This is a genomic window from Vibrio sp. Vb1574, from assembly GCF_033338675.1.
The window spans coordinates 80,967-107,287 of the sequence record NZ_JAWOTC010000013.1 but is presented as its reverse complement, the minus strand read 5'-3'; the positions used below and the strand labels follow the sequence as shown (position 1 = coordinate 107,287).

The 26,321-nt window shown below is 45.0% G+C and carries 17 protein-coding genes; 14 read left to right on the top strand and 3 right to left on the bottom strand.

Annotation, left to right across the window (positions count from 1 at the left end; translation table 11 throughout):
* Positions 1 to 263 precede the first annotated feature (263 nt).
* From R7O12_RS11600 to tldD, 10 genes are all read left to right on the top strand, one after another.
* Positions 264 to 701 (top strand): MSHA biogenesis protein MshP, encoded by a 438-nt coding sequence (locus R7O12_RS11600; protein WP_318125855.1) that lies wholly within the window; start codon positions 264 to 266, stop codon positions 699 to 701.
* A gap of 6 nt (positions 702 to 707) precedes the next feature.
* Positions 708 to 4,775 carry a DUF6701 domain-containing protein gene (locus tag R7O12_RS11595; RefSeq protein WP_127891158.1) on the top strand — a complete coding sequence of 1,356 codons (4,068 nt, stop codon included), beginning with the start codon at positions 708 to 710 and terminating at the stop codon, positions 4,773 to 4,775.
* A gap of 151 nt (positions 4,776 to 4,926) precedes the next feature.
* A complete protein-coding gene (locus tag R7O12_RS11590; protein WP_005381144.1) occupies positions 4,927 to 5,970 on the top strand; it encodes a rod shape-determining protein in 1,044 nt (347 codons plus the stop codon).
* A 150-nt stretch (positions 5,971 to 6,120) separates the two neighbouring features.
* Complete coding sequence (gene mreC / locus R7O12_RS11585; RefSeq protein ID WP_005381142.1) at positions 6,121 to 7,017, top strand: rod shape-determining protein MreC; 897 nt, start codon at positions 6,121 to 6,123, stop codon at positions 7,015 to 7,017.
* A complete protein-coding gene (mreD, locus tag R7O12_RS11580; RefSeq protein WP_005381141.1) occupies positions 7,007 to 7,495 on the top strand; it encodes a rod shape-determining protein MreD in 489 nt (162 codons plus the stop codon). Before mreC ends, mreD begins: the two co-directional genes overlap by 11 nt.
* Before the next feature lie 4 nt (positions 7,496 to 7,499).
* Positions 7,500 to 8,069, top strand: a complete 570-nt coding sequence (locus R7O12_RS11575; RefSeq protein ID WP_005381139.1) for a Maf family protein — start codon at positions 7,500 to 7,502, stop codon at positions 8,067 to 8,069.
* A gap of 18 nt (positions 8,070 to 8,087) precedes the next feature.
* Positions 8,088 to 9,557, top strand: a complete 1,470-nt coding sequence (gene rng / locus R7O12_RS11570; protein WP_005381138.1) for a ribonuclease G — start codon at positions 8,088 to 8,090, stop codon at positions 9,555 to 9,557.
* A 12-nt stretch (positions 9,558 to 9,569) separates the two neighbouring features.
* A complete protein-coding gene (locus R7O12_RS11565; RefSeq protein ID WP_318125852.1) occupies positions 9,570 to 13,451 on the top strand; it encodes a YhdP family protein in 3,882 nt (1,293 codons plus the stop codon).
* Positions 13,452 to 13,484: 33 nt separating this feature from the next.
* A complete protein-coding gene (locus tag R7O12_RS11560) occupies positions 13,485 to 14,306 on the top strand; it encodes a carbon-nitrogen hydrolase family protein (RefSeq protein ID WP_085570016.1) in 822 nt (273 codons plus the stop codon).
* A gap of 11 nt (positions 14,307 to 14,317) precedes the next feature.
* Entirely contained in the window at positions 14,318 to 15,763 is a 1,446-nt protein-coding gene (tldD, locus tag R7O12_RS11555) for a metalloprotease TldD (protein ID WP_318125850.1), read from the top strand.
* Between the two features lie 66 nt (positions 15,764 to 15,829).
* On the opposite strand, the gene R7O12_RS11550 is transcribed toward tldD, so the two are convergent.
* Positions 15,830 to 17,206 carry a PhoH family protein gene (locus R7O12_RS11550; RefSeq protein WP_005381133.1) on the bottom strand — a complete coding sequence of 459 codons (1,377 nt, stop codon included), beginning with the start codon at positions 17,204 to 17,206 and terminating at the stop codon, positions 15,830 to 15,832.
* A 561-nt stretch (positions 17,207 to 17,767) separates the two neighbouring features.
* Here R7O12_RS11550 and rapA point away from each other — a divergent pair.
* On the top strand, positions 17,768 to 20,677 hold the full coding sequence (rapA, locus tag R7O12_RS11545) for an RNA polymerase-associated protein RapA (protein ID WP_025767610.1): 2,910 nt from the start codon (positions 17,768 to 17,770) through the stop codon (positions 20,675 to 20,677).
* 108 nt (positions 20,678 to 20,785) lie between these two features.
* Here the strand turns inward: rapA and R7O12_RS11540 are convergent, their stop codons facing one another.
* The gene (locus R7O12_RS11540) at positions 20,786 to 22,051 is read right to left on the bottom strand and encodes an NRAMP family divalent metal transporter (protein WP_054575321.1); all 1,266 of its coding nucleotides are present in this window, start codon (positions 22,049 to 22,051) and stop codon (positions 20,786 to 20,788) included.
* Positions 22,052 to 22,393: 342 nt separating this feature from the next.
* Here R7O12_RS11540 and R7O12_RS11535 point away from each other — a divergent pair, with 342 nt between their 5' ends.
* A complete protein-coding gene (locus R7O12_RS11535) occupies positions 22,394 to 23,146 on the top strand; it encodes a pseudouridine synthase (RefSeq protein WP_005381128.1) in 753 nt (250 codons plus the stop codon).
* Between the two features lie 103 nt (positions 23,147 to 23,249).
* Positions 23,250 to 24,212 carry a D-2-hydroxyacid dehydrogenase gene (locus R7O12_RS11530; protein ID WP_130545239.1) on the top strand — a complete coding sequence of 321 codons (963 nt, stop codon included), beginning with the start codon at positions 23,250 to 23,252 and terminating at the stop codon, positions 24,210 to 24,212.
* Between the two features lie 89 nt (positions 24,213 to 24,301).
* On the opposite strand, the gene yjgA is transcribed toward R7O12_RS11530, so the two are convergent.
* Entirely contained in the window at positions 24,302 to 24,829 is a 528-nt protein-coding gene (gene yjgA, locus R7O12_RS11525) for a ribosome biogenesis factor YjgA (RefSeq protein ID WP_005381124.1), read from the bottom strand.
* A 110-nt stretch (positions 24,830 to 24,939) separates the two neighbouring features.
* Between yjgA and pmbA the strand changes: the two genes are divergently transcribed.
* A complete protein-coding gene (pmbA, locus tag R7O12_RS11520; RefSeq protein ID WP_318125849.1) occupies positions 24,940 to 26,283 on the top strand; it encodes a metalloprotease PmbA in 1,344 nt (447 codons plus the stop codon).
* Positions 26,284 to 26,321 lie beyond the last annotated feature (38 nt).

Here is a 26,321-nt window from a genome sequence, read left to right as displayed (position 1 = left end):
TACGATGATTAACTGATGTAACCGATCAGATCGTAACTTCCTGATTTAGTTCCATCGAATTACGCAACAAAGCCTTGTAGGCCCACAGATACAGCGTAACGGCGAAATAATTGCCGACAATCTTGTTTATGTTGATGATCAATCTCAGAGTTATTTCAAATATGACGATACATCGCTTCATCGAGGCGGGCTCGTGCATCTGAGGTTCGTGTTTGAACAGTCCGGTGAAAGTAGTGTGTACCAACAAGATGTGCAGGTGTTAAATGTTCCGTAATCGTCAACAAGGCAATGTACTAATCGTGACTCTGTTTGTCATTCTTGTGATGGGCTATTTAGCGGCATCTTTGATGAAGGTGAGTTGGTCGAACCAAAGCGGAGTAACGCGGGAATTTTTGGGGACTAAAGCATGGTTTACCGCTCAGTCGAGTAATGACTGGCTGTTAACGCAGTTTTTCCCTTTAAGTAGTTCCGCTGCTGTTAAAACTCGTTGCGATGATATTGAAGCTAAAAGAGTTAAGCCTGACAGTGACTTGTTTGATAAAGCATGCAAAGTTACAACGATCGAATGTCAGGAGGCAGGTAAGCTACCAGGTGACTTTCCTGGTAAAGAAGTGGAGTTATATGTCGTTAAAAGTTTGGCTGTTTGTGGTTCAGGACTGTCTCAAGTACAGCGTCAGCAAGAAGTTTGGGTGAGGGAGTAAATGACCATGAACAGTATAAAGTTTGGCTCAGTTTTAACTTTTTTCTCGCTGATGATATCGTTTTCTGTTGGGGCGATACAGCCCAACCTTAAAGAGGTTAACTATGAATTTGGCTCTATTGAGGGTCTAGACTGTACTAATGGCTGTTCAATACCATTCCAATATGAATATGAGAATCCAGTTGTATTCTTAATGTCTACAATTGATCCTAATAATATTGAGAACTCACACCCAACTAAGACTAGTGCAGCAAGTATTTGGCCATCCAAAAGAGGAGCGACCATTGAAAGTGAAGGTGTCGTCAAGGATGAAAACGGTAAACTTAAATACGACCGAATGTCTCCCATTTATTATTTTGTTACCGAGCCAGGTAAAATAAAGTTCTTTGATACTAATGGGAATGAAAAATTCGGCGAGGTTGGGGTTGTAACAACACGTAAGTCTCAATGTACAAAGGGGTGTAATAAAAGTAATGATTGGGAGAATGTAAAGCTAAATTTAAACTACGACCGAAAACCAGTTGTACTCTCCCAAGTGCAAGGAAAAGATACTAATTGGTCAACAACAGCAGTATCTGGTGTTACCAGTAATAATTTTAAGTTAGCTTTGGAACGCGGAAGGCAAGGTCCTTTAAAACAGAATGAGTATACGAAAACTATCGCTTACTTAGTTATTTCAGAATTTTATGGAACTGATCGCGATAAAAAACACAATGTCGAGTTTGAAAGCCCCGATCGTACTTATGACCAAGAAAATGACCCAGGCAATCAATATTCAATAGTAAATGCATGTGAAGATAATATCGTAAACTTGCATCAAGGATTTGAAAAATATGGTGTCATTGCTAAAAAACAAACTCGTATAGGAGGACATGGAGGATGGTTGAGACGCTGTAAAACCAATTATGGCGATCAAGTCATCGCCCCATCATTTACTGTTGTATTTGATGAAGATATAGATAGTTTAAAAAATAGGCGTCATGCTGCAAATGAAAACATCGGGTATTTTGCATTTGAAATTCCGAAGCTAGCCATTGCAACAGAGAGTTGTGATTTGTTTCCCGAACCTATTCAAAGTTGGGAGCGCGATGATGGGAAGTTGAGTTCTCTATCCTTAGGTAACCCGATAAAAACCTATGGTTGGTCTCAAGATTACCTATCAAGATATTTGAAAGATAAAAACAAGGGATACGAACCGTACTACAAAAATGTCGGTGGTAGGGAATCAACAGAAAAGTATTTGCTCGTTGGGTTTGACGATACTCCTTCTGAATATCAATTATATGCAGAAGAAAACGTTGTTAATGAGATGGCTGGTGAAAAATATGCTTTTGATCTAGGAAATAACGATGGTCTTCAAACGTATCGAAAAGTTAAAAAAGAAAATGTGACTCCAGTTGTAAAAAAAGAAAATGTAAGATTTGATTTGTTAATCGAAAATTCTAGTTTAAATAATGTAAAATCTAAGTGTCATAGACATCCAAGTGACTGCCAATATAAGAAAGTTGGTGAGAATCATGAAGTAACAATTAAAGGCGATATTCGTGACCTTACCGTTAAGGGTAGTAGTGATGTTATTCGAATTGTTTTTTCTGGATCCCCTTATATCCAAGACTTTAAAGTAGAGAATAATAATAAAGTCGAGTTGGTATTTGAAGATGAAACCGAGGCTACTTTTGGTACATATCATGACCAAATGGCTAAAACATCTTATTTCTTCGGTAAGAGTGTTAGATTGAATATCATTGATAAAATTGAATTTACCAATTTTAGTGCTGCTCAAAATGATGTTTATCCAATTATTTATGCACCAGAAGGGAAAGTTATCTTTCATAGCGGTGAGAACCTTTTTAATGGCTTTATCTTAGGTGGTGAAGTTAGCATAAATTCAGCCGTTATTAATGGGGCGATTACGGCACAAAGCTTGAAATTTAATGGTGGTAATAACGTAATTAGGCATCCAATTGGTCAGTGCCCCACTCGACCTCCTCAAACGGGGATATTAAAGGTAACTCCTATTTCGCGAATAAGCCTGACGTGTGAAATGATTCCTGTTGAGTTTAAATTGATAGAAAAATATTCAGGTAAACTGATAAAATCTTCAGATAGTTTTACTCCACTTCCATCTTCTTCTGATGTTAAATGGTGTAATTCTGCGGATGATAGTAATTGTGATAACGGGTTATTTAACTTTGAACAAGGAAAGAAAACTCTATATTTAAGCTCCCAGATTATTCAGGAAATATATGTATCTGGTATGTACAATCAAGAGTTATCTGAGGCCACTTTAGTTAAATTTGTTCCTTATAGATTTTCTGCTGAAAATTTGCGAATGATCGCTGGTGAGAAGGATAGTAAAGTAACTGTTGTCGCATCTTCATGTAATGACGGTGAGGTATCACCAGTCAAAGGCTATAATCAGTCACTTAGTTTTGAAAGTGAGATATCTAAGTCCTTGAAAGTTCCAAACCAAAAAGGCGATATTGAAGAGTTAAAGATCAGTGATGCTTCAACTGAGAATAACGATGCACAGCTTAAGTTTGTTGATGGTGAAGCAACTATTAGTGTCGACTGGAACAATGTAGGACTCGTTGATATTACTTTAAAAGATCCTGAGTTTAGTTGTGAGAACTTTGGGGAGGATTGTCCAATTGATGGTAAAGCTGAGTTGGTCGGTTCATTCAGCATTAAATCAAGACCAGATAAGTTTTATCTTTGTACAGATACCGCCTCTGATGGTACCTCTAGTTCTGGTCATGGATTCGTCGCTTCGGGTGACGAGTTTAAACTTTATGTAAAACCAGCGGTGATTGGAGCTGACGTTAATAATGTTTGTAGCCGCAACATCGGAGTACCATCGAACTATCACCATATTGATACTAGTGTTGATTTTGATATTGAACTAGATAGCCCTCTAAAAGATAAAGGCGGAACTTTAGGTGCTTTAACTGGATTGCCGGAATTGATCTCTCCGAATGCTTACTTTGGTTACGAGCTAGAAAGTCTAGCGTATTCCGAGGCTGGAAGTATTAAAATAAAAGTTGATGAAGCTGGATTTTTTTCTAGTACCGTTGATAGCGATTGGAATGTGACGGGGAGCAAAACTATTGGCCGTTTTTATCCCAAGTACTTCCAAGTTACAGAAAGCGATTGGACCTATCCTAATGCTCAGAGTTTCTCTTATATGGGACAGCCCTTCGATGGCGTAACTTATAGTGTTGAAGCACTTAATTCCAATGAAAAATCTTTAAAAAACTATGCGCTGTTTGAATCTGGTGTTCAAGCTAAATTCAATATTGATGAGTTAGGTTCTCTAAGTGAGCGATTTGATGCTCCTAACTCAACTGGAAGATGGGATTTGCTTGATAAGGCGAAGAGTATTGGTTCATTTACGATAGATGGTAATTCATTTTGTGGAGCAGATTCTACGAACAGAGCCTTTGGTAGTGCATGCTTTATTAAAGATTTCGATAAGCTAAGTGATTCTAAAGATTATGCTGATGGCCCCTACAACATGGGAGGGGAGGTTACCAAGATTGGCTTAGTTGATGCTAAAAGTTCCGATCCAGTTTCATTCTTAAATGTAGATACTGTTAGTGACTCTCGGTTAATCTCACAGCCTGACATCCGTTTCGGTCGTGTTGACCTTGATGATGTAGGTGGACGTCAAGGGGACACCTTACATGTTCCACTACGTGTTGAATACTGGAATGGCAGCCGATTTGTTGTTAACTCAAATGATAGCCAAAGCGACGTAGCCGGTGTTACCGCTGCTCAAAGTCATATTTGGCCTATGGGAGCAAATGCTGATCCTAAAGCGGTTACACTAGGAGCTGGTGGTACCGTTTCTTCAGGTTCTTCTCGCTCTATTACTGCAACTCAAGCAGAACCATACCGTCAGCAAACACGCGTTTGGTTAGATCTTGATGACTCTGAAAATGGTTTACCATGGCTCAAATATGATTGGGACAATGATGGCTCCGAAGAAAACCCATCATCCGTCGTCACCTTTGGTATTCATCGTGGTAACGATCGCGTGATTTACCGTGGTGAGCCAGGGTTAACCGGACAGTAACAACTTAGGTTTTTGCCCTTAAGTTAGGAAACTGCAAGAAATTGAGGCTTTCTGCTCATGTTTGTGTACCAATACCTTGCTGTGACAGCGAGGCATTGGTACATTTAGAGCAATTTTTGTCTTCTATATTTTTGCAGGATGAGCGAAGAGTATGTTTAAGAAACTTCGTGGCATGTTTTCTAACGATCTATCTATCGATTTAGGTACAGCCAACACTCTAATTTACGTAAAAGGGCAAGGAATTGTCCTTGATGAACCTTCTGTAGTTGCTATTCGTCAAGATCGTGTAGGTTCTGCAAAAAGCGTTGCTGCAGTCGGTCACGCAGCAAAACAGATGCTTGGTCGTACACCTGGCAATATTTCCGCTATTCGCCCAATGAAAGACGGCGTAATTGCTGACTTCTACGTAACCGAAAAAATGCTTCAGCACTTTATCAAGCAAGTGCACGATAACAGCATCCTAAAGCCAAGCCCACGTGTTCTTGTTTGTGTTCCTTGTGGTTCTACCCAAGTTGAGCGTCGCGCAATTCGTGAATCAGCACTTGGTGCTGGTGCGCGTGAAGTTTACCTAATCGACGAGCCAATGGCGGCGGCAATTGGTGCTGGTTTACGCGTATCTGAGCCGACAGGTTCAATGGTGGTCGATATCGGTGGTGGTACAACTGAAGTTGCCGTTATCTCTCTAAACGGTGTGGTTTACTCATCGTCTGTACGTATCGGTGGTGACCGCTTTGATGAAGCTGTGATCAACTACGTACGTCGTAACTACGGCAGCTTGATTGGTGAAGCAACGGCTGAAAAGATCAAACACGAAATCGGTTCTGCTTACCCTGGCGATGAAGTTCAAGAGATTGAAGTTCGCGGTCGTAACCTTGCAGAGGGTGTGCCACGCAGCTTTAGCTTGAACTCAAACGAGATCCTAGAAGCGCTTCAAGAGCCGCTATCTGGCATCGTCTCAGCAGTCATGGTTGCACTAGAGCAGTGTCCACCAGAGCTTGCTTCAGACATTTCTGAAAACGGTATGGTACTAACCGGTGGTGGTGCACTACTTAAAGACCTAGACCGTCTACTAATGGAAGAAACTGGTATTCCTGTTGTTATCGCGGAAGATCCACTAACGTGTGTTGCGCGTGGTGGCGGTAAAGCTCTAGAAATGATCGACATGCACGGTGGCGATCTGTTCTCTGAAGAATAAAGGTTTAGGTGAAGCTCATGTCGGGCTTCACCTTCATTTCTGCTCTCTCTGTAATTCAAACATGCTCCATACCTAAAAGTATTTAGTTAAGTATTTTTAGGTTGCCAAGTAAGGCTCAATAATCATGGAAGCAATCAGGTCAAAAACAAGATGAAACCGATTTTCGGCAGAGGTCCGTCTCTGCAATTACGTCTGTTTTTTGCTGTCATCGTGTCGGCGAGCTTAATGCTGGCCGATAGTCGTCTAGATACGTTTTCCAACGTTCGATACCTACTAAACAGTATGGTTGCACCGATTCAGTACGCAGCGAATTTGCCTCGTAGTATGTTCGATGGCGTATTTGAACGTTTTAATTCTCATCAGGCATTAGTTGAAGGCAATCGCAGCTTAAAGCGAGAAGTGTTACGCCTGAAAAGCGAGCTTATCTTGCTCGACCAATATAAAGAAGAAAACCAACGCCTACGTAAGTTGTTAGGATCTTCATTTGTCCGTGATGAAAAGAAAGTCGTGACAGAAGTAATGGCGGTTGATACTTCACCTTATCGTCATCAAGTGGTGATCGATAAAGGCCGTATTGATGGTGTTTACGTTGGTCAGCCTGTTATCAACGAGAAAGGCATCGTTGGTCAGGTTACGTTTGTCGCAGCGCACAACGCACGTGTTCTGCTGCTAACGGACGCGAAAAATGCAATTCCTGTCCAGGTGATCCGCAATGATATCCGAGTGATCGCATCGGGCAATGGTGAAATGGATGAAATCCAACTGGAGCACATTCCAACCAGCACAGATATTCAGGTTGGTGATTTATTGGTGACATCCGGTTTAGGTGGTATTTACCCTGAGGGATACCCAGTCGCGACGGTTACCAATGTGGATCACGATACGCGTCAAGAGTTCGCTTCAATCAAGGCTGAGCCGGTTGTGGAGTTTGATCGCTTACGCTACCTACTGCTGATTTGGCCGAATGAAGACCGTCAACACAAAGTACTGCGGTCCAATGTAGATGAAGGGTTAGAGCAAGAACAAGAGGTAACCGATGGCCAATAATGTATTGAGTAGCCGAATGGTGATTGGCGTCAGTTTCTTCGTTGCGCTGGTACTGCAAACCATTCCATGGCCAGGTGTGTTAGATGTGTTACGTCCGTCATGGTTGTTCCTTGTCACGTGTTATTGGGTGTTGGCACTACCGCACCGAGTGAACGTCGGAACTGCGCTAGTGTTGGGCTTATTGTGGGATATCTTGATCGGCTCAACGCTTGGAATTCGTGGCATGATGATGTCGATCGTTATCTACCTCGTGGCGCTGAATTTCCTGTTGATTCGCAACATGGCTTTGTGGCAACAGTCGATTTTAATTGCCTTTTTTACTGCGTTATTGGAAGTTTTGATATTCTGTGGGGAATATTTGAACCAGGACGTAGTATTTAATCCATTATCTCTGTGGACGGCGGCAATAAACTGTATACTTTGGCCATGGATGTTTTTATTAATGCGACGAGTTCGTCGTGCATGGCACGTAAGGTAAAGCGGTGAAGAAAAGCTTATCTCTCGTTCTCGCATCGGGTTCTCCGAGAAGAAAAGAGCTGCTTGCTCAACTGGGTTATGATTTTGAGATCGTATTGCCTGATATTGAGGAAGCCAAACAGGCTCATGAGCAAGCACGAGATTACGTGTTGCGTCTTTCTTTGGAAAAAGCTCAGGCAGGCTTAGCGTTGGCTAAGCCTGATTCCGTTGTATTGGGCTCTGATACGGTCGTCGTATGCGATGACCGTGTGCTAGAAAAACCAAAAAGTTTTGAAGATTCAAAGCGTATGCTTACTGACTTATCGGGTCGTCGTCATCAAGTGATGACTGCGGTGAGCGTTGTATCATCGGAACAACAACATTCAGTGGTCGTTACCACTGACGTGTGGTTCAAACCACTGACTCACGAAGAAATCGAACAATATTGGCAGTCAGGAGAGCCATGCGATAAAGCTGGAAGTTATGGTATTCAGGGACTCGGAGGGCGATTTGTCACCCGAATCGAAGGCAGTTATCACGCTGTAGTAGGCTTACCTTTGTTCGAAACCGATCAGCTAATTCAAGAATTTTTATAATTGTTTTGAGGTGTGCACATGAGTGCAGAATTGCTGCTTAACGTGACCCCGAGTGAAACTCGTGTGGCCATGATTGAAGGTGGAGTACTACAAGAAATACATATCGAGCGCGAATCGCGTCGCGGTATTGTGGGCAATATATACAAAGGCAAAGTAAGCCGAGTGTTACCAGGTATGCAGGCGGCTTTCGTCGACATTGGTTTAGATAAAGCGGCGTTTTTACATGCGTCAGATATTGTTCCTCATACCGAATGTGTGGCAGAAAACGAAAAACAGCAGTTTCAAGTCCGTGATATCTCTGAACTGGTACGCCAGGGACAAGACATTGTTGTGCAAGTGGTCAAAGATCCGCTCGGCACGAAAGGTGCGCGTTTAACGACGGATATCACCTTACCTTCGCGTTATCTTGTTTTTATGCCGGGGGCCAGCCATGTCGGTGTTTCGCAGCGTATTGAAAGTGAAAAAGAGCGCGAGCGTTTGAAAAAGGTGGTGAACCATTACTGCGATGAGCACGGTGGTTTTATCATTCGTACCGCGGCAGAAGGCGCCGATGAAAAAGAGCTCTCTCAAGATGCGGCATTTTTAAAGCGTTTGTGGTTAAAAGTCATGGAGCGTCGCTCAAAATACAAAACGCGTTCAACACTTTACGGTGAACTCGGCTTAGCTCAACGCATTCTGCGTGACTTTGTTGGCACAGAGCTCGATAAGATCATGGTCGACTCCCGCCTTGAATATGAAAACCTGAAAGAATTCACTTCTGAGTATGTACCGGAGTTAACAGATAAGCTTGAGCTTTACGAAGGTGACAAGCCAATCTTTGACATGTACGACACCGAAAACGAAATTCAGCGTTCTTTAGAGCGCAAGGTCGAGCTAAAATCGGGCGGCTATTTGATCATCGATCAAACCGAAGCCATGACCACCATCGATATCAACACGGGTGCATTTGTTGGTCGTCGTAATCTCGAAGAGACTATCTTCAATACCAATATAGAGGCAACGCAAGCTATTGCGCGTCAGCTACGTTTACGTAACCTCGGCGGTATCATCATTATTGATTTTATCGATATGGCATCCGAAGAGCATCGTCAGCGAGTACTTACCTCACTGGAAACGGCGCTGGCGAAAGACCGAGTAAAAACCAACATCAACGGCTTTACCCAGCTTGGCTTAGTTGAAATGACGCGTAAGCGCACGCGAGAAAGTATTGAACATATCTTGTGTTCTGGCTGTCCTACTTGTGAAGGCCGTGGCAGCGTGAAAACGGTCGAAACCGTATGCTTTGAGATATTACGCGAGATTACTCGTGTGAACCGTGCTTACGACGCCGATAATTTTGTCGTGTACGCATCGCCGTTTGTTGCTGAAGCGCTATTGGGCGATGAGTCTCATGCGTTGGCTGAGCTCGAAGTATTTATTGGCAAGCAAGTGCGAGTTCAGGCTGAACCCCTGTACATTCAGGAACAGTTTGACGTCGTAATGATGTAATTTGGAACATTTGTGAATTCTGGTGTTAACCGTTTTGGGCGTTTTTGTGCGTGGAGTTTAGTTACTGTATTGGTGTTATTAGCCATATTAGTAACCACGCTTCGCGTCACACTGCCGCAACTTAACCACTTCCAAGATGAGATCAAAACCTGGGTCAAACAAGGCACAGGTTTTGACGTTTCTATTGCCAATGTCGCAGGGACGTGGCGCAATAATCATCCCTCAATTGCGTTACTGGGTTTAGAGGCAAATCTACCAAACGTGCAAGATGCGCGCTTCGCTGTTGAAGAAGTCCAAATTGAGTTCGACCTTATTCAATCTCTTTTTCAACTTAAACCTGTAGTTGCAGACCTTACCATTCATAACCTCGCTTTAGACATTCACACGGTAGACATTCTGCCGACTTCTCATCGTCAAGAATCGAAGCCTGAAGTGGATAAGAGCGAAGTGAAACTCATTGACCAACTCGACTCACTTCTTTTACGTCAGTTCGAAGACTTCACTATTAGCGATTCACGGATTTGGTATAAGTCGGTGTCTGGTGAAACTCGCCGTTTAGATATTGAGCACCTTCGTTGGAGCAATCAAGGGAAACGTCACGTAGCCGAAGGCACGGTTAGCATTGCCGATGTTCGCCTGAACTCGTTGTTAGTAAGCGCTAACTTTAAAGATCATGGCTCGTTGCGCGATGTATCTGGTGAGTTTTACGTGAGTGCTCAAGATGTCTCGGTCACACCTTGGCTGACCACTTACATGCAAGAAGAGTCAGGAGCAGAGTCGGGTAAAGTCAGCTTAAATACTTGGCTAACGCTCAAACATAGCCAACCGCATGATGCTTATGTTGAATTGCTGCCTTCCGAGTTGGTGTGGAATGAAGATGGACATCATGAGCTGTTTATTGAGTCTGGAATTTTCAATCTTCGACCAGATAAACAAGGCTGGAAAGTAAATGGCCACTCACTTCAGATCAGAACCGATAATACCCCTTGGCCAGAGCTAGACGTCGCGTTTGATTGGCAACCAAACGGCTGGATGCTTAATCTCTCTCAACTCGACATTGAAGCACTCATTCCGCTCATTAAGCTGGCTCCAGAGTCAGAGTCGACCAGTGACCTTATTAACAAACTAGCACCGAAAGGTCGGGTCGAAGATGTCCGATTGTCAATGAACGGTGGTTTAGACACCTTACGCTACTCGGCTGAACTGGATGAACTCGCGATGACACAATGGGAGCTTCTACCCGGGTTTCATCACGTAAAGGGCAGCGTATCGGGGGATGTGAATCAAGCTAAAGCAAAAGTCACCGTCATTGATGATGTATTTCCGTACGGCGATGTATTCCAAGCTCCGCTGAATATCAAACAAGGTGAAGTCGATATTATCTGGCAGCAAGATGAGAGCGGCTGGCGCTTGTGGTCGGATAAAGTGACGGCAGCAACGCCTGATCTTCAAGTCCTGGGGGCATTCCGTCTTGATTTTCCAAAAGAACAAAGCCCATTTTTATCGTTCTATGCCGAAGCGGATCTCTACAACGCGGGTGAGACATGGCGCTATCTACCGACTCTGGCACTTGGACAAGACTTGACCGACTATCTTTCGACCGCGATTCAGGGCGGTAAAGTGAACACAGCGAAATTGTTGTGGTATGGCGAGTTAGGTGATTTTCCTTACAAAGAACATAATGGCATGTTCCAAGCTTGGGTTGGATTAAAAGACGCGAAATTTAGCTTTGATACGGCATGGCCAACCATCACGGATTTGCAGCTAGACTTGCTGTTTGAAAATGATGCCATGTATTTGGATTCAAAATCAGCCACACTAAATGGCGTTCATGCCAAGCGTATCACTGGGCGAATCCCTGAGTTGGCAGAAGGTGGACACATCGAGATTGAAGCGAAAGCAAGCGCGCCGGGTAATGAAGTCCGTGACTACATGATGGCGACGCCATTAGTGGATTCAGTCGGTGCCGCATTGACAGCGCTGCAAGTGAGTGGTCCCGTTTACTCTGAGTTTCAACTCAATATACCGTTTGATTTTGAGAAAGAGTCTCGCGCTTGGGGTTATGCCGATTTAACAGAAAATCGTGTTGATGTTGAAGCGCCGCCAATGACGCTTGAAAACGCCACAGGGCGTATCACCTTCGACAATGATGTGGTTACCACATCGGGTTTGTCGGCCGAATTATTACAACAGCCTATCTCTCTTGATTTCCATGGAGAGAGTGCGGAGCAAGGCTACAACGTGACAATTAATACACTAGGAGATTGGGATGTCGAGCCTCTCAAACCCTATGTCGGTGAGCGTTGGTTAAACCTTGTTTCTGGCCATGCGCCGTGGCAAATGGACATTGACTTGCAACTCAATGATGTTGGTTTCACTTATCAGCTTGAAGTGCTGGCGCAGCTAAATCGTCTGGCTAGTCAATATCCTTATCCTTTAGCGAAACAAATTGGCGAGCCTGGGCAAGCGAAACTGCAAGCATCTGGCAATCAAGAGAGTATTTCAGCAAGACTACAGATCCCAAATGTGAAGTATCAAACTGAGATAGATATCGCTGGCGATGTCCCGGTTCTGACTGCGACTCATTTAATGGTTGGCAAAGGTGGCTTCCGGATTAGTCCTATTGTCGGGCACGATGCTTCGGTGCGTGTCGAAGAACTGAATTTAGACCAATGGGCGGAGCTTGCGCAGGTCTCTGAGAGCAAGCCTTCATCGTCTGTTTTGGCAAGCATGAAAACGCCGACCATTCCATTGCCGACACGCATTGAAGTTGAAACGCCAAACTTACAGCTCGGTGGGATTGAGTTTCATGATGTGGATTTTTCAGCAAGCAAGAAAAATTTGAGTTGGCAACTCGATGTGGACAGTCAAGAGGTTAAAGGGAAAGCTAACTATCTGAAACCCTATGATCTATCGGTCTCTTTAGAGCACTTGCATCTGTACATCCCAGGGTTTGAAGAGATGACCAAAGAGCGCAGCTCAATCTTTGCGAGTGAAGATCAAAACGCACCTTTGATTACCAATTTTGACCGCAAGTTTCACGCTGAGATGCCAAACTTAACTTTGAACATTGATGATTTTTGGCTGCAAGGCTACAAAGTGGGCAAAGTGAATGTTGATTTGCAGCGTCGCCAGAACCGCTTGGAGTGGAAAAATATCACCTTTAGTAGCGGCAAAAACCGCATTGATATGAGTGGTTGGTGGGACCTGACGAAAGAGAGTAGTCATTCCAACTTAACCATGAAAATGAAAGGTGATAACAACACCGATCTTATGGAGCGCTTTGGTATTACATCAGGCATTCAACAAGCACCATTTGAGATCAATGCCAATATGGAATGGGACGGCGCACCTTGGTCAATGAAGACACAAACCTTGCAAGGAAACGTCTCAACGGAATTTGGTAAAGGCGTGATCAGTGAAGTTAGTGGTGCGGCACGCTTGTTAGGCTTGTTCAGCTTGGATTCTATCATCCGTAAGATGCAGCTCGACTTTACCGATGTATTCGATAAAGGCATGGCATTCAACTCGATCACGGGAACGGGCAAAATCCAAGACGGTGTGTTTATCACCAATGATATCGTAATGGATGCGTTAGCAGGGGAAATGCAAATCCGCGGTATCGCTAATATGAACAGCAGAATGGTTGATGCGGAAGTGAAATTCACACCAGACATCACATCAGGCTTACCAATGCTGACTGCGTTTGCCGTTGCGCCTCAAACGGCTTTGTATGTCTTGGCCATCTCCACGGTGATATCTCCGGTGGTTGAGGTCTTCACTCAAGTCAATTATGAAGTGAAAGGCCCACTAGATTCACCAACGGTGAAAGAAATTTCGCGAAGTAAAGGTGAATACAAGCTACCAGAAAAACTGCGTGAACAGGCCAAATAATTCACCGAATATAATGGAATAGGGAGGAAACACATGGAACGTGTTGGCATTATTCAAATGACTTCGGGTCCGGATATTAACGCGAATTTGGACTTCATCGAAAAACAGTGTGCTTTAGCGAGCAAGCAAGGTGCCAAACTTGTCCTTACTCCTGAAAATACAGTGCTATTTGCCAGTCGCGAAGCTTATCATCAACATGCAGAGCCACTTGGCAGTGGCATGATTCAACAGCGGCTCTGTGAAATCGCAAGAAAGAACCAGTTAACACTGATTGTCGGAAGCATGCCCATTCAAACCGCAAAAGGTGTCACGACAACAACACTTGTATTGCCGCCGCACGGTAAATGCATTGCTCACTATGACAAACTGCATATGTTTGATGTCGACGTAGCCGATGGTTATGGTAGTTATCGTGAGTCGGATACGTTTATGGCGGGTAATCAAATAGTCGTTGCGGAAACTGATATCGGCAGTGTTGGATTGAGTATTTGTTATGATTTACGTTTCCCAGAACTTTATAAAGTATTGCGTCAAGAAGGGGCGGATATCATTGTGGTGCCCGCTGCGTTTACCGCTGTGACGGGGCAAGCTCACTGGGAAATACTATTGCGAGCTAGAGCGATTGAGACACAATGTTGGATTTTGGCAAGCGGACAAACTGGAACGCATCCATGTGGACGAAAAACATGGGGACACTCAATGGTCGTTGACCCTTGGGGACGTATCCATAAACAGCTTCAGGATGAAGTAGGCTTATTGGTGACAGAGATAGATTTGTCACAAAGCCAACAAGTAAGGCAGAATATGCCGCTGACTCAACACAGTCGCTTTCAAAATGAATTGAGACGGAAATAAAAGAGCTAACTATGAGCACAAACCAAATAGAACAGGCACTCCTTGCCCCAAATGGTCTGACAGAACAAGACATTGCTGACACGCTTGCCAGCATTGCTACGCGCCAGATCGATTATGCGGACATTTACTTTCAGTCCAGCTGGCATGAGTCTCTGGTTCTAGAAGACAGCATCATCAAAGATGGCTCTTTTAACATTGATTGTGGTGTTGGTGTCCGTGCAGTAACTGGCGAGAAAACCGGCTTTGCCTACTCTGATCAAATCCAGCCTGAAGGCCTGAAGCAGAGTGCAATCGCGGCGCGCGGTATTGCTCAGCAAGGGCAGAATGGTAAAGTCCAAGCGTTTAAACGCACCGAAAACCAAGCGTACTACGCCGCTGTGAATCCACTAGCTGAATGGGAAAAGCAGCAAAAAACAGAATTGCTCAAATCTCTAGATGCTTACATCCGCACTAAAGAACCATTGATTAAAGAAGTTTCGATTAGCATCAGCGGTGTGCATGAGCAGATGCTTGTTGCGGCAACAGACGGTACTTATGCAGGCGACATTCGTCCTTTGGTGCGTTTGTCTATTAGTGTGCTTGCACAAAAAGGCGAACGACGTGAACGCGGTAGTGCGGGGGGCGGCGGCCGTTTCGGTTACGATTTCTTTTTAACGGAAAGCAATGGTGTGAAACAAGCTTTTCATTACGCAGACGAAGCGATTCGCATGGCGTTAATCAACCTTGAAGCAGAAGCAGCACCAGCTGGCATGATGCCAGTGGTATTGGGTTCTGGCTGGCCTGGCGTGTTGCTACACGAAGCGGTAGGTCATGGCCTAGAAGGTGATTTTAACCGGAAGGAATCTTCGGTTTTCTCTGGCAAAATGGGTCAACAAGTGACGTCTTCACTATGTACCATCGTCGATGATGGCACGTTAAAAGACCTTCGTGGTTCATTGAATGTGGATGATGAAGGGGTAAACGGCCAGTACAACATGCTTATCGAGAATGGTGTGCTGAAAGGCTATATGCAAGACAAGCTAAACGCGCGGCTAATGGGTGTAAATCCAACGGGTAACGGTCGTCGTGAATCGTATGCACACTTGCCAATGCCTCGTATGACCAACACCTACATGCTTCCAGGTGAACATACGCCAGAAGAAATTATCTCGACGGTCGAGAAAGGGTTGTATGCGCCAAACTTTGGTGGCGGCCAGGTGGACATTACTTCGGGTAAGTTTGTGTTCTCTGCATCGGAAGCGTACTTGATTGAAAACGGTAAAATTACGCGCCCTGTTAAAGGTGCGACGTTGATTGGCTCAGGTATCGAAGCAATGCAGCAAGTCTCTATGGTCGGTAACGACCTAAGTATCGACAAGGGCGTTGGCGTATGTGGTAAAGCAGGTCAAAGTGTGCCAGTTGGTGTTGGTCAGCCGACCTTGAAGCTGGACTCACTGACAGTGGGTGGCACGGAGTAACTCAGTCGAATCGTTATAAAAAGAGCGCTCATTAGAGCGCTCTTTTGCTTTGTGAGTCGGTGTCAATTACAGGTTTTCTTCAGCAAATTCCGCCAAGCGGCTACGAACCACGCCGTTGAGGTGAATATTTGCGCTGCCTTCAAAGTTCTTGAAGCGCTCAACCATGTACGTCAATCCTGATGTCACTGGGGTGAGGTAATGAGAGTCAATCTGCGCCAAGTTACCGGAGCAGACGATTTTGGTTCCTTCGCCACAGCGGGTAATGATGGTTTTGATTTGTGATGCAGTGAGGTTTTGACACTCATCAAGCAGTACAAACGCATTTTGAATCGAACGGCCACGCATAAAGTTGATCGATTTAAATTGAATGTTGGCTTTATCGCAGATGTACTTCAATGAGCCTTCAGTGCAGTGATCGTGTTTATGTAGTGCTTCCAAGGTATCGGTCACCGCCGCTAACCACGGCATCATTTTCTCCTCTTCGGAGCCGGGTAAGAAGCCGATGGATTCACCGATATCTGGCGTGTTACGTGTTACGATAATTTTATCGAACATGCTTTTTTCAATGGTTTGCTCCAATGCTGCTGCCATTGCCAGTAATGTCTTACCACTACCCGCCGCACCCGTTAGAATCACCAAGTCAATTTCTGGATCGAGTAAGGCATCTAACGCCATTCCCTGGTAGATATTTTTAGGTGTGATGTCCCAAGCCTTACGATGCATTAGACGTTCGCGGCTCAGGTCGAGAAGCGTTAGCTTGTCTTCATTGATGGTTTCTACGCGACCAGCAAAGTCACTGTCTTCATCAATAACGTATTGGTTGATAAAGGTTGGGTCGAAGGGTTCGCGACTGAGTTTGTGGTAAGTTTTTCCGCCCAGAGCATAGCTTTCTACTTCCTCAATACCGCTCCAGAAATCACCTTCACGCAATTGAAAGCCTTTGGTTAGGTATTGAATGTCGTCAATCAGTTGGTCGGTTCTATAGTCCTCAACAAAGCGTACACCAGCCCCTTTGGCTCGCAGACGCATGTTGATGTCTTTCGTGATCAGTACCACTTCACGTGGTGCACGTTTATTTTGCAGATAAAGCACCGCGTTGAGAATACGGTTGTCACCGGCTTTGTCGGCGAAGGCTTTGACAGTTTCCTGCAGTTCAAAATCCGCCAAAATGGAAATAGTACCTTGGTCGGGGTTGTCTTTAGAAACAGGAATGCCTTCAGAGATTTCATCTGGCGTTGCTTCTTTAAACAAATCTTCCAAGGTGCGAATAGCCACGCGCGCATCTCTTGCAACGTCGCGCTTACTGTCTTTGATTCGGTCGAGTTCTTCCAACACGGTCATGGGGATAACGACATCGTGTTCTTGGAAAGAGAAGATGGCAAAGGGTTCATGAAGAAGAATGTTGGTATCGAGTACAAACAGTTTCCGATCGGTATCGCCCATAGCGTCTCCTTGCCGTAGTACGGCTCTGCATGCGAGTTGTTAGGTCGTTTCCAAATAGGTGTGAAGTGACCTAACTCTGATTGCTTGCAATAGAGGTTGTCGGGCTGATGTCGGCTAGTGTGCAACCGAGTAGCAAGACAACTTACTGCAAACCCGTGTTGATCCTAATCGTGTACTAACGCGCTTAAATCATATGCAATGGTTTTAAACGCCCCTCATTAGAAGTATACGTAATATTTACGTTCTACAACTTAATAATTGGCATGAGTATTTTACAATTTGATTGCATTTAGAGTTTGGGAAAAAAAGTTTCTGCTTGGTGCGGTTTCGGCGTGACCTAAATCACAGCTTCAAGTAAGATTATCGACCTTTTTCTGCGTATAGGCTATGTCCGATTTATCATGTTGAGCTGGCTTAAAAAATACTCAGTTCATACTGAAATGACGAATGCTATCGGCATAGCAGAAGCCAGAATCAGATCTAAACTATTATCCATGCCCACGGGCATGAGTAGACCAACAAGAAATACGAATCAAGAACTAATAACGAGGTAGTCAATTCATGACATTTGCTTTGGGGCAGCGCTGGATTAGCGATACGGAAAGCGATTTAGGTTTAGGTACCGTTGTAGCAATGGATGCTCGTACTGTGACATTGATGTTTGCAGCGTCAGAGGAAAACCGAGTTTACGCACGTAACGATGCACCTGTTACCCGAGTCACCTTTAATGTTGGGGATGTCATCGATTGCCAAGAAGGTTGGTCTCTAAAAGTAGAAGAAGTACTGGAAGATGAAGGTCTTTACACCTATTTCGGTACTCGTGAAGACACGCAAGAAACCGCTGTTGTTCTGCGTGAGATTTTCCTTAGCAACCAAATTCGTTTTAACAAACCTCAAGATAAGTTGTACGCCGGTCAAATCGACCGTATGGACAACTTTGTTCTGCGTTACCGTGCGCTAACCAACCAGTTTGAGCAGCATAAGAGCCCAATGCGTGGCCTATGTGGTATGCGTGCAGGTTTGATCCCTCATCAGCTTTACATCGCGCACGAAGTTGGCCGTCGTCACGCGCCACGCGTCTTGTTGGCGGATGAGGTAGGTTTGGGTAAAACCATCGAAGCGGGCATGATCATCCACCAACAAGTTCTGTCTGGTCGTGCCGAACGCATTTTGATTGTGGTGCCTGAAACACTGCAGCATCAATGGCTGGTTGAGATGATGCGTCGTTTCAATCTGCATTTCTCTATCTTTGACGAAGAGCGCTGTATCGAAGCTTTTGCGGATGCAGAAAACCCATTTGATACTCAGCAATATGTGCTGTGTTCTTTGGATTTCCTACGCAAGAGCCGCAAGCGTTTTGAACAAGCACTGGAAGGTGAATGGGACCTACTGGTTGTTGATGAAGCGCATCACCTTGAATGGAGCCAAGATAAACCGAGCCGTGAATACCAAGTGGTAGAAGGCTTGGCTGAACGTACTCCAGGTGTGTTGCTACTGACTGCAACGCCAGAGCAGCTTGGTCGTGAGAGTCACTTTGCTCGTCTGCGTTTGTTGGATCCAGACCGCTTCTATGATTACGAAGCATTCGTTGAGGAAGAAGAGCAATACGCGCCCGTAGCTGATGCGATTACTTCACTCTTTTCCGGTGAAAAGCTACCTAATGAAGCAAAAAACCAGATCACTGAGTTATTGTCTGAACAAGACGTAGAACCACTTTTCCGCATTATCGAAAGTGAAGCGGACGAAGAAGCTAAAGCGTCGGCACGCCAAGAGCTGATCGATAACTTGATGGATCGCCATGGTACAGGGCGTGTTCTGTTCCGTAACACGCGCGCGGCCATCAAAGGCTTCCCTACGCGTAACGTGCATCTGATGCCAATGGATATTCCACCGCAATACACTACATCAATGCGTGTTGCTGGGATGATTGGCGGTAAGATGAGTTCTGAAGCACGTGCGATGAAGAACCTTTACCCGGAAGAAATTTTCCAAGAATTTGAAGGCGATGACGCGAGCTGGTGGCAGTTTGACTCGCGTGTGAATTGGTTGCTTGAAAAAGTAAAAGAGAAGCGCAGCGAGAAAATCCTCGTGATTGCTTCTCGTGCGAGTACCGCGCTGCAATTGGAGCAAGCACTGCGTGAGCGTGAAGGTATCCGCGCCACTGTTTTCCACGAAGGTATGTCGATTCTTGAACGTGATAAAGCGGCGGCTTACTTTGCGCAAGAAGAAGGTGGAGCACAAGTTCTTATCTGTAGCGAAATCGGCTCTGAAGGTCGTAACTTCCAGTTTGCCAACCAACTTGTCATGTTCGACTTGCCATTTAACCCAGACTTGCTTGAGCAACGTATTGGTCGTTTGGACCGTATCGGTCAAAATCGCGATATCGACATTCATGTTCCTTACCTGAAAGGCACATCGCAAGCGATCCTAGCACGTTGGTTCGATGAAGGCCTGAACGCTTTTTCGGAAACCTGCCCAACAGGCCGTGCTGTTTACGATAAGTACTCCGATGATCTGATTGAAATTCTTGCCTCTGGTGATACCAGCACGCTAGATGAGATCATTGAAGCGTCAGCAAAAATGAATAAAGAGCTGAAATCCCAATTGGAGCAAGGCCGTGATCGCCTATTAGAAATGCATTCGAATGGCGGAGAAAAAGCACAACAAATCGTTGAGAAAATTGAATCAACTGACGGCGATACCAATCTGGTCACCTTCGCACTTTCTCTTTTTGACACGATTGGCTTGAATCAAGACGATAAAGGTGAAAACGCCCTGATTGTGACCCCATCTGAGCACATGATGGTGCCAAGCTACCCAGGTCTGCCATACGAAGGAGCGACGATCACGTTTGATCGTGATACAGCGTTATCTCGTGAAGATATGCACTTTATCAGTTGGGAACACCCAATGATCCAGGGTGGTATCGATCTTCTTATGAGTGAAGGGGTGGGGACGTCTGCGGTATCTCTATTGAAAAACAAAGCGTTACCAGTCGGGACTATTCTTCTTGAGTTGATTTACGCGGTAGATGCGCAAGCGCCAAAACGCAGTGGTATCGCGCGCTTCTTACCGAAAACGCCAATCCGTTTAATGATGGACTCGCGTGGTAATGATTTGTCTGCTCAAGTGGAGTTTGAAAGCTTTAACCGCCAGCTCAGCCCTGTAAACCGTCACTTAGGTAGCAAGTTGGTTACGTCGGTACAGAAAGACGTACACCGCTTAATTGAAGCTGGTGATGTTCTTATTGAAGAGAAGGTCGAAGAAGTACGCAAACAAGCTCATCAAGATATGCAGCACAGTTTGAATGCAGAGCTTGAGCGTTTGCAAGCACTGAAAGCGGTGAACCCAAATATTCGTGACGAAGAAATTGAAGCTATCGACGCACAAATTAAAGAGCTCACTGGTTACATCAACCAAGCTCAGGTTCAGCTCGACTCGCTGCGTTTGATTGTGGTGAGCCACAACTAAGTAAGTATTTATTGCTCATTAAAAAAGGTCTTCAGTTGAAGACCTTTTTCTTTATTTACGGTTTAGTTTCTTTAAGCGGAATGCATTAATCACTGATAGCTATCTCATTTACATCAACCACTTCCACCAGATAAATACAGCCAAGAAGCCAAACAAGTAAATCAGGCCTGCAATCGACAACCACTTTAGTTTAGGTCCAACAGCCAAAGGCTCAGGTAACTCAGTTTTGCTCACTAATGTGTAATTTAGCAGAGCAAAGAATGGCGTGGTCATAAAGGCGAGGATCATCGCAAAGTTCAGCATAGGCAATAACGCAGAAGCCCAGAAAACCACAATACCCAATGCAAGTAAGGAGACTACCAGCATGATCGCTGAAGTGGTTTTAGGGTTAGTGTCTGGTTGCGAGCGCAGTAGGCGTTGAGAATCCGAAATAACGCGCGAATAGCCATCAATAACGGTAATCGTGCTGCCAAAGATACAGAAAAACGCAATTACCGCGATCAAGTAACGAGACCATTCGCCAATCGTTGCCGCATATAAGCCAACCAATTGGTGGGAGAAGCCAACACCAGAGCTTTCAAGCGCAACGCCAGATCCATAAAGCATCAAAGAGCCTAGCGATACAAAGATAATGGCAAGAAACGCCGTGCCAATATAACCGACATTAAAGTCAAATAGAGCAGAGCGGTATGTTACTTCTTGCTGGCTTGATTGGCGTTTTAGCCACGCTGAGGTTAAACAGGAGATCTCAATCGGTGCAGGCATCCACCCCATTGTCACGACGATAAAACCAATAGCCGCAATAGACCAAGGTGATGGCGGCTCGAAGTTGGCTACTTGCTCAACAGGGTTTCCAACGGCGATAGAAACAGCGAGTAAAGTCGCGATGGTTAACACCGACATGATCACCTTAGATAGCGTATCGAGCGCTTTGTAATGGCCAGCAAATAATATAATCAGGCAGGTGACAATCACAATGATGCTGAGTGATGCCATTGATAGTGAAAACGGAATGAAGTAGCCCAGCAAGCTAGCGCTAAACATCAACAAAGCGGCGGTATTGATGACGGCCGATACCACGCTCAGAAATAGAAATAGCCATAGATAAGGTCGACCTAATTTCGCGTAGCCCTCAACCAAGGTGAGCCCTGTCCCCATGGTGTACTGTACGCCCGCTCGGAAAAAAGGGTATTTAAACAGGTTTACGAGCAGAATCAGTGCAGCCAATTGCCAACCATAAATCGCACCAGCCTTGGTTGATGCGACGAGGTGAGAGCCACCGACCGCAGCAGATGCCATTAATATGCCGGGGCCTAGCGAACGAAAAAATAAGGAAAGTTTGGATTGGGGTTTATCTATAACGGCGGAGTCCATTGCTTATTGTCCTTTTTATCTTATGTATCTTTCTAAAGAGATACATACCGCAGTACATGACAAGCTGAGCGCTCGCCCTATACTGCGCAACGGTAATGTCTTTTAAATGCTGTGTTTTGGTGTATTTATTTTAAGTATTCTTTGCGAATATCATGCTGTGTGCATCTAGCACTCTATTCAGTTATGCGTCTTGTTGTCAAACTAAATTTACAACGTGCTATTTTTAGTTTTTATGCTAAAGGATTGACTTTGTTTTATTGGGTTGAACTTTTCTTCAGAATCCTGCATCTGGGTGCTATTTGGGTATATAATCGCGGCGTTTTTATTTTGTAGAGATCTCCCATGGCAATGCTTGAATATACCCCTCCCACCGATCCTTGGGTCGATATCGTTTTTGAGGATGACGACATTCTGGCAGTGAATAAGCCATCAGGGCTGCTGTCTGTCCCTGGTCGCCTTGCAGAGCATTACGACAGCATGTGGAGCCGCCTCAAAGAGTTGCATCCAGAAATTCAAGTTGTGCATCGCTTGGATATGTCGACATCAGGGTTGATGCTGCTGGCGAAAAACAAACCCGCGGAGCGAGCATTAAAAAAGCAGTTCCAATATCGCCTCACTCACAAGGTGTATTACGCACGTGTTTGGGGGCATGTTGAGTCGCAAGAAGGGAATATTGATCTTCCATTAATTTGTGATTGGCCAAATCGTCCACGACAAAAAGTATGTTTTGACGACGGCAAACCATCTCAAACTTTATTCCAAGTAGTGAAGCGTGAAGTACACCCTGATGGCACCCATACGACCGTTGTGCGACTACTGCCCATTACTGGTCGATCGCATCAGTTACGCGTGCATTTGATGGCGATTGGTCATGCGATTGTGGGTGATGAGTTTTATGCAAGCGAAGAGGCGTATCAGTTTTCAGAACGTTTAGAGTTGCACGCTGCGGAGCTAAGTTTTTATCATCCAGCTACGGATCAGCTGAGCAGTATTTTTGTACCCTGTGACTTTTATTCTGAAGCCGAGGCGATGATCTTTAACTATTTTTCGCCAGAGCGTACATTGCCTGATTATAAAACGTTGCCACACCCTTAATGCCAATTGCACTCAACAGCAGTTCTTTCTAGTTCGCTATTTTTGGCTATTTCGTTACTGTGGTTGATGTATCCTGTCTTTCAGCCGTGAACAAGGAGTTGTTATGTCTTTGCCAAGCATCGTATTTTTAGACCGAGCGACCATCCCAGAACATATTGAGGTCCCACGACCTGGCTTTCCGCACCACTGGCGTGAGTACGACCTAACTGCGCCTGAGCAGGTAATAGAAAGGTTAGCAGATGCCGATATCGTGATTAGCAATAAAGTCCTGCTTGACCAACATGTATTAGAGCAACTACCAAAATTACGGATGATCGCGGTTGCCGCAACTGGTTTTAACAACGTCGATGTGAACTACTGTGCTAATCATGATATTGCGGTTGCTAATGTACGTGGTTACGCGACGCGTTCGGTGCCCGAGCACGTGATGGCAATGTTATTCGCTTTAAGACGGAATTTATTTGGGTACCACCAAGATATTGCCGCAGGTGAGTGGCAGCGTAACCAGCAGTTTTGTTTTTTTACGCACCCAATCGGGGATATTGGTGGTAGCACGTTAGGTGTTGTTGGTAGCGGGGCGCTAGGGCAAGCGACGGCGAATCTGGCTCAAGCGTTAGGAATGACCGTGTTGTTTTCTGAGCGTAAAGGGGCGGCAGAATGTCGGCCTGGTTATGTGCCGTTTGAGGAAGTATTAAAACGCTCCGATGCGCTGACCTTGCATTGCCCGCTCAACGATCATACTCAGAATTTAATTGGTCAAGCAGAGTTGCAACAAATGAAGTCCAACTCCATTTTGATTAATACAGGGCGTGGAGGTTTGGTGGATGAGAGCGCACTGGTGGATGCCTTAAAACAGCAAGAAATTGCAGCGGCTGGTTTTGATGTTTTTACACAAGAACCAGCTGATGAGAGCAATCCGCTGATTGCCAATATGAGTTTACCTAATTTGTTACTGACACCGCATGTTGCATGGGGCAGCGACTCTTCGATCCAACGTTTAGCGGAAATCCTGATTGAGAACATTAACGCTTTCGAGCGCGGAGACCGCGTTAATCGCTTAGTGTAACGCTGACTGTAAAATCAAAGATAAAAAAAGCAGACATTGACGTCTGCTTTTTGCGTTTAAATCGAATGCTCATTGCTTGAGCCGTCGAATTAAAACTCTTCTTCGTTTAGACCTTTAAGGATCTGAAAGATTTCGCGGTACGCTTTTGCTGGTTTCCCAGCTTTTTTCTCTTTCGCTGCTTGGCGAGCAAGTTGGCGTAGACGCTGACGATCCGCTTCTGGGTACATTTCCATTACGTCATCAATGGCTTTGTCACCTTCTTCCACTACGCGATCACGCAACGCTTCAAGTTTGTGGAATACAGCCGTTAATTGAGAGTGCTTATTACGAATTTTATCCAGTGCGGCTTGGATTGGCTCTGGATCTTCGTAACGCATCAATTTACCGATACGTTGCAATTGGCGACGACGCGCTTCATTTTTAAAGCGTTGCGCGTCAGCAATTGCTTCTCGCAAATCTTCGCTCAATGGAAACTTTTCTAGAACTGAAGGTTTGAGGCCGACAAGCTCCTCACCTAGCTTTTGCAGTTCTTCCATGTCTCGCTTCATCTCGGATTTACTTACCCAGATGATCTCTTCTTCTGGTTCCCATGGCGCTTTTTGATTCTTACGTGCCATTTCAGTTGCCTGTGTTTTGATTAATATTATGACTATTTTAACAAGAATCATGGGGAGAAAGCGAAATTCTTGTTATCCTATTGTTCATCAAAGACAAGATGTGAAAGACAATGGATATTAAACAGCAGGTTGCTGAGCAACGTACCGAGCTAGAGCAAGCCGTCGCAAGAGCCTTAAAGCTTGCATCGGCAAAATCTGACGCCGCCGAAGTCGCAATTACTAAAAGCACTGGTTTAAGTGTTTCAACTCGTATGGGTGAAGTAGAAAATGTCGAGTTCAACAGCGATGGTGCGCTGGGCATTACCGTTTACCGAGGTCAACGCAAAGGCAGTGCTTCCACGTCTGATTTAAGTGAAGCTGCAATCGAGCAAACCGTTATAGCGGCGCTAGATATTGCACATTACACATCTGAAGACCCATTTGCAGGCCCTGCAGCGAAAGAATACATGGTGCAAGAGATCCCTGAGCTTGATCTTTTCCACCCTGACGCACCCGATCCAGACTCTGCTGCCAATGTGGCGATTGCAGCAGAAAAAGAGGCGCTAAATTATAATAGTGCAATCAAACAAAGTGATGGCGCGAGTTATGATAGTCATTACGGCGTGAAAGTGTATGGCAATAGCCATGGCTTATTAGCTAGTTATGCGTCTAGCCGACATAGTACTAGCTGTTGTGTAATTGGCGTTGGTCAAAACGGCGAGATGGAACGTGATTACAGCTATACCGTGGCACGTCATCGTGATGACTTATGGACCCCAGAAACGGTGGGTCGTAAGGCGGCAGAGAATACGGTTAACCGCCTAGATGCGCAGCGTCTAAAAACAGGTCAATACCCAATCATGTTTGCGGCTGATGTTGCGACAGGCTTGATTGGCCATCTCGTTATGGCGATTAGCGGTGGTAACCTGTACCGAAAATCTTCTTTCTTACTTGACCATCTAGGCAAACAAGTGCTTCCTGAATGGTTCAATATCTCAGAACGTCCGCATGTATTGCGTGGTTTGGCATCAAGTCCATTCGATAGTGAAGGTGTGTACACTCAAGACCGTGAGATCATTACCGACGGTGTGCTAGCAACTTATCTGTTAACCAGTTATGCCGCACGTAAAATGAAGATGACGCCGACAGGTCACGCTGGTGGGATTCATAACTGGTACGTGAAGTCGACAGGCCAAAACTTCGAACAAATGCTTAAAGAGCTCGGTACTGGTCTTCTAGTGACTGAAGTCATGGGACAAGGTGTGAACGTGGTAACGGGTGATTACTCTCGCGGTGCCGCAGGCTTCTGGGTTGAGAATGGCGAAATCCAATACCCAGTATCAGAAATTACCATCGCAGGTAATCTAAAAGACATGTTCACCAAGATTGTGGCGGTTGGTAGTGATATTGAAACGCGCTCACAAATCCAAACGGGCTCTATCCTACTGGATACCATGAAAGTGGCGGGTGAATAAGCTTTTCTAGCAATTCAGAATCAAAAAAGCCTGATGTG

Coding starts and splice junctions, on each gene's coding strand:
- rng (WP_005381138.1), top strand. CDS start 8,088: ATGAGTGCAGAATTGCTGCTTAACGTGACCCCGAGTGAAACTCGTGTG.
- R7O12_RS11595 (WP_127891158.1), top strand. CDS start 708: ATGAACAGTATAAAGTTTGGCTCAGTTTTAACTTTTTTCTCGCTGATG.
- yjgA (WP_005381124.1), bottom strand. CDS start 24,829: ATGGCACGTAAGAATCAAAAAGCGCCATGGGAACCAGAAGAAGAGATC.
- rapA (WP_025767610.1), top strand. CDS start 17,768: ATGACATTTGCTTTGGGGCAGCGCTGGATTAGCGATACGGAAAGCGAT.
- mreD (WP_005381141.1), top strand. CDS start 7,007: ATGGCCAATAATGTATTGAGTAGCCGAATGGTGATTGGCGTCAGTTTC.
- pmbA (WP_318125849.1), top strand. CDS start 24,940: ATGGATATTAAACAGCAGGTTGCTGAGCAACGTACCGAGCTAGAGCAA.
- R7O12_RS11530 (WP_130545239.1), top strand. CDS start 23,250: ATGTCTTTGCCAAGCATCGTATTTTTAGACCGAGCGACCATCCCAGAA.
- R7O12_RS11560 (WP_085570016.1), top strand. CDS start 13,485: ATGGAACGTGTTGGCATTATTCAAATGACTTCGGGTCCGGATATTAAC.
- R7O12_RS11535 (WP_005381128.1), top strand. CDS start 22,394: ATGGCAATGCTTGAATATACCCCTCCCACCGATCCTTGGGTCGATATC.
- R7O12_RS11600 (WP_318125855.1), top strand. CDS start 264: ATGTTCCGTAATCGTCAACAAGGCAATGTACTAATCGTGACTCTGTTT.
- R7O12_RS11540 (WP_054575321.1), bottom strand. CDS start 22,051: ATGGACTCCGCCGTTATAGATAAACCCCAATCCAAACTTTCCTTATTT.
- R7O12_RS11550 (WP_005381133.1), bottom strand. CDS start 17,206: ATGGGCGATACCGATCGGAAACTGTTTGTACTCGATACCAACATTCTT.
- tldD (WP_318125850.1), top strand. CDS start 14,318: ATGAGCACAAACCAAATAGAACAGGCACTCCTTGCCCCAAATGGTCTG.
- R7O12_RS11590 (WP_005381144.1), top strand. CDS start 4,927: ATGTTTAAGAAACTTCGTGGCATGTTTTCTAACGATCTATCTATCGAT.
- mreC (WP_005381142.1), top strand. CDS start 6,121: ATGAAACCGATTTTCGGCAGAGGTCCGTCTCTGCAATTACGTCTGTTT.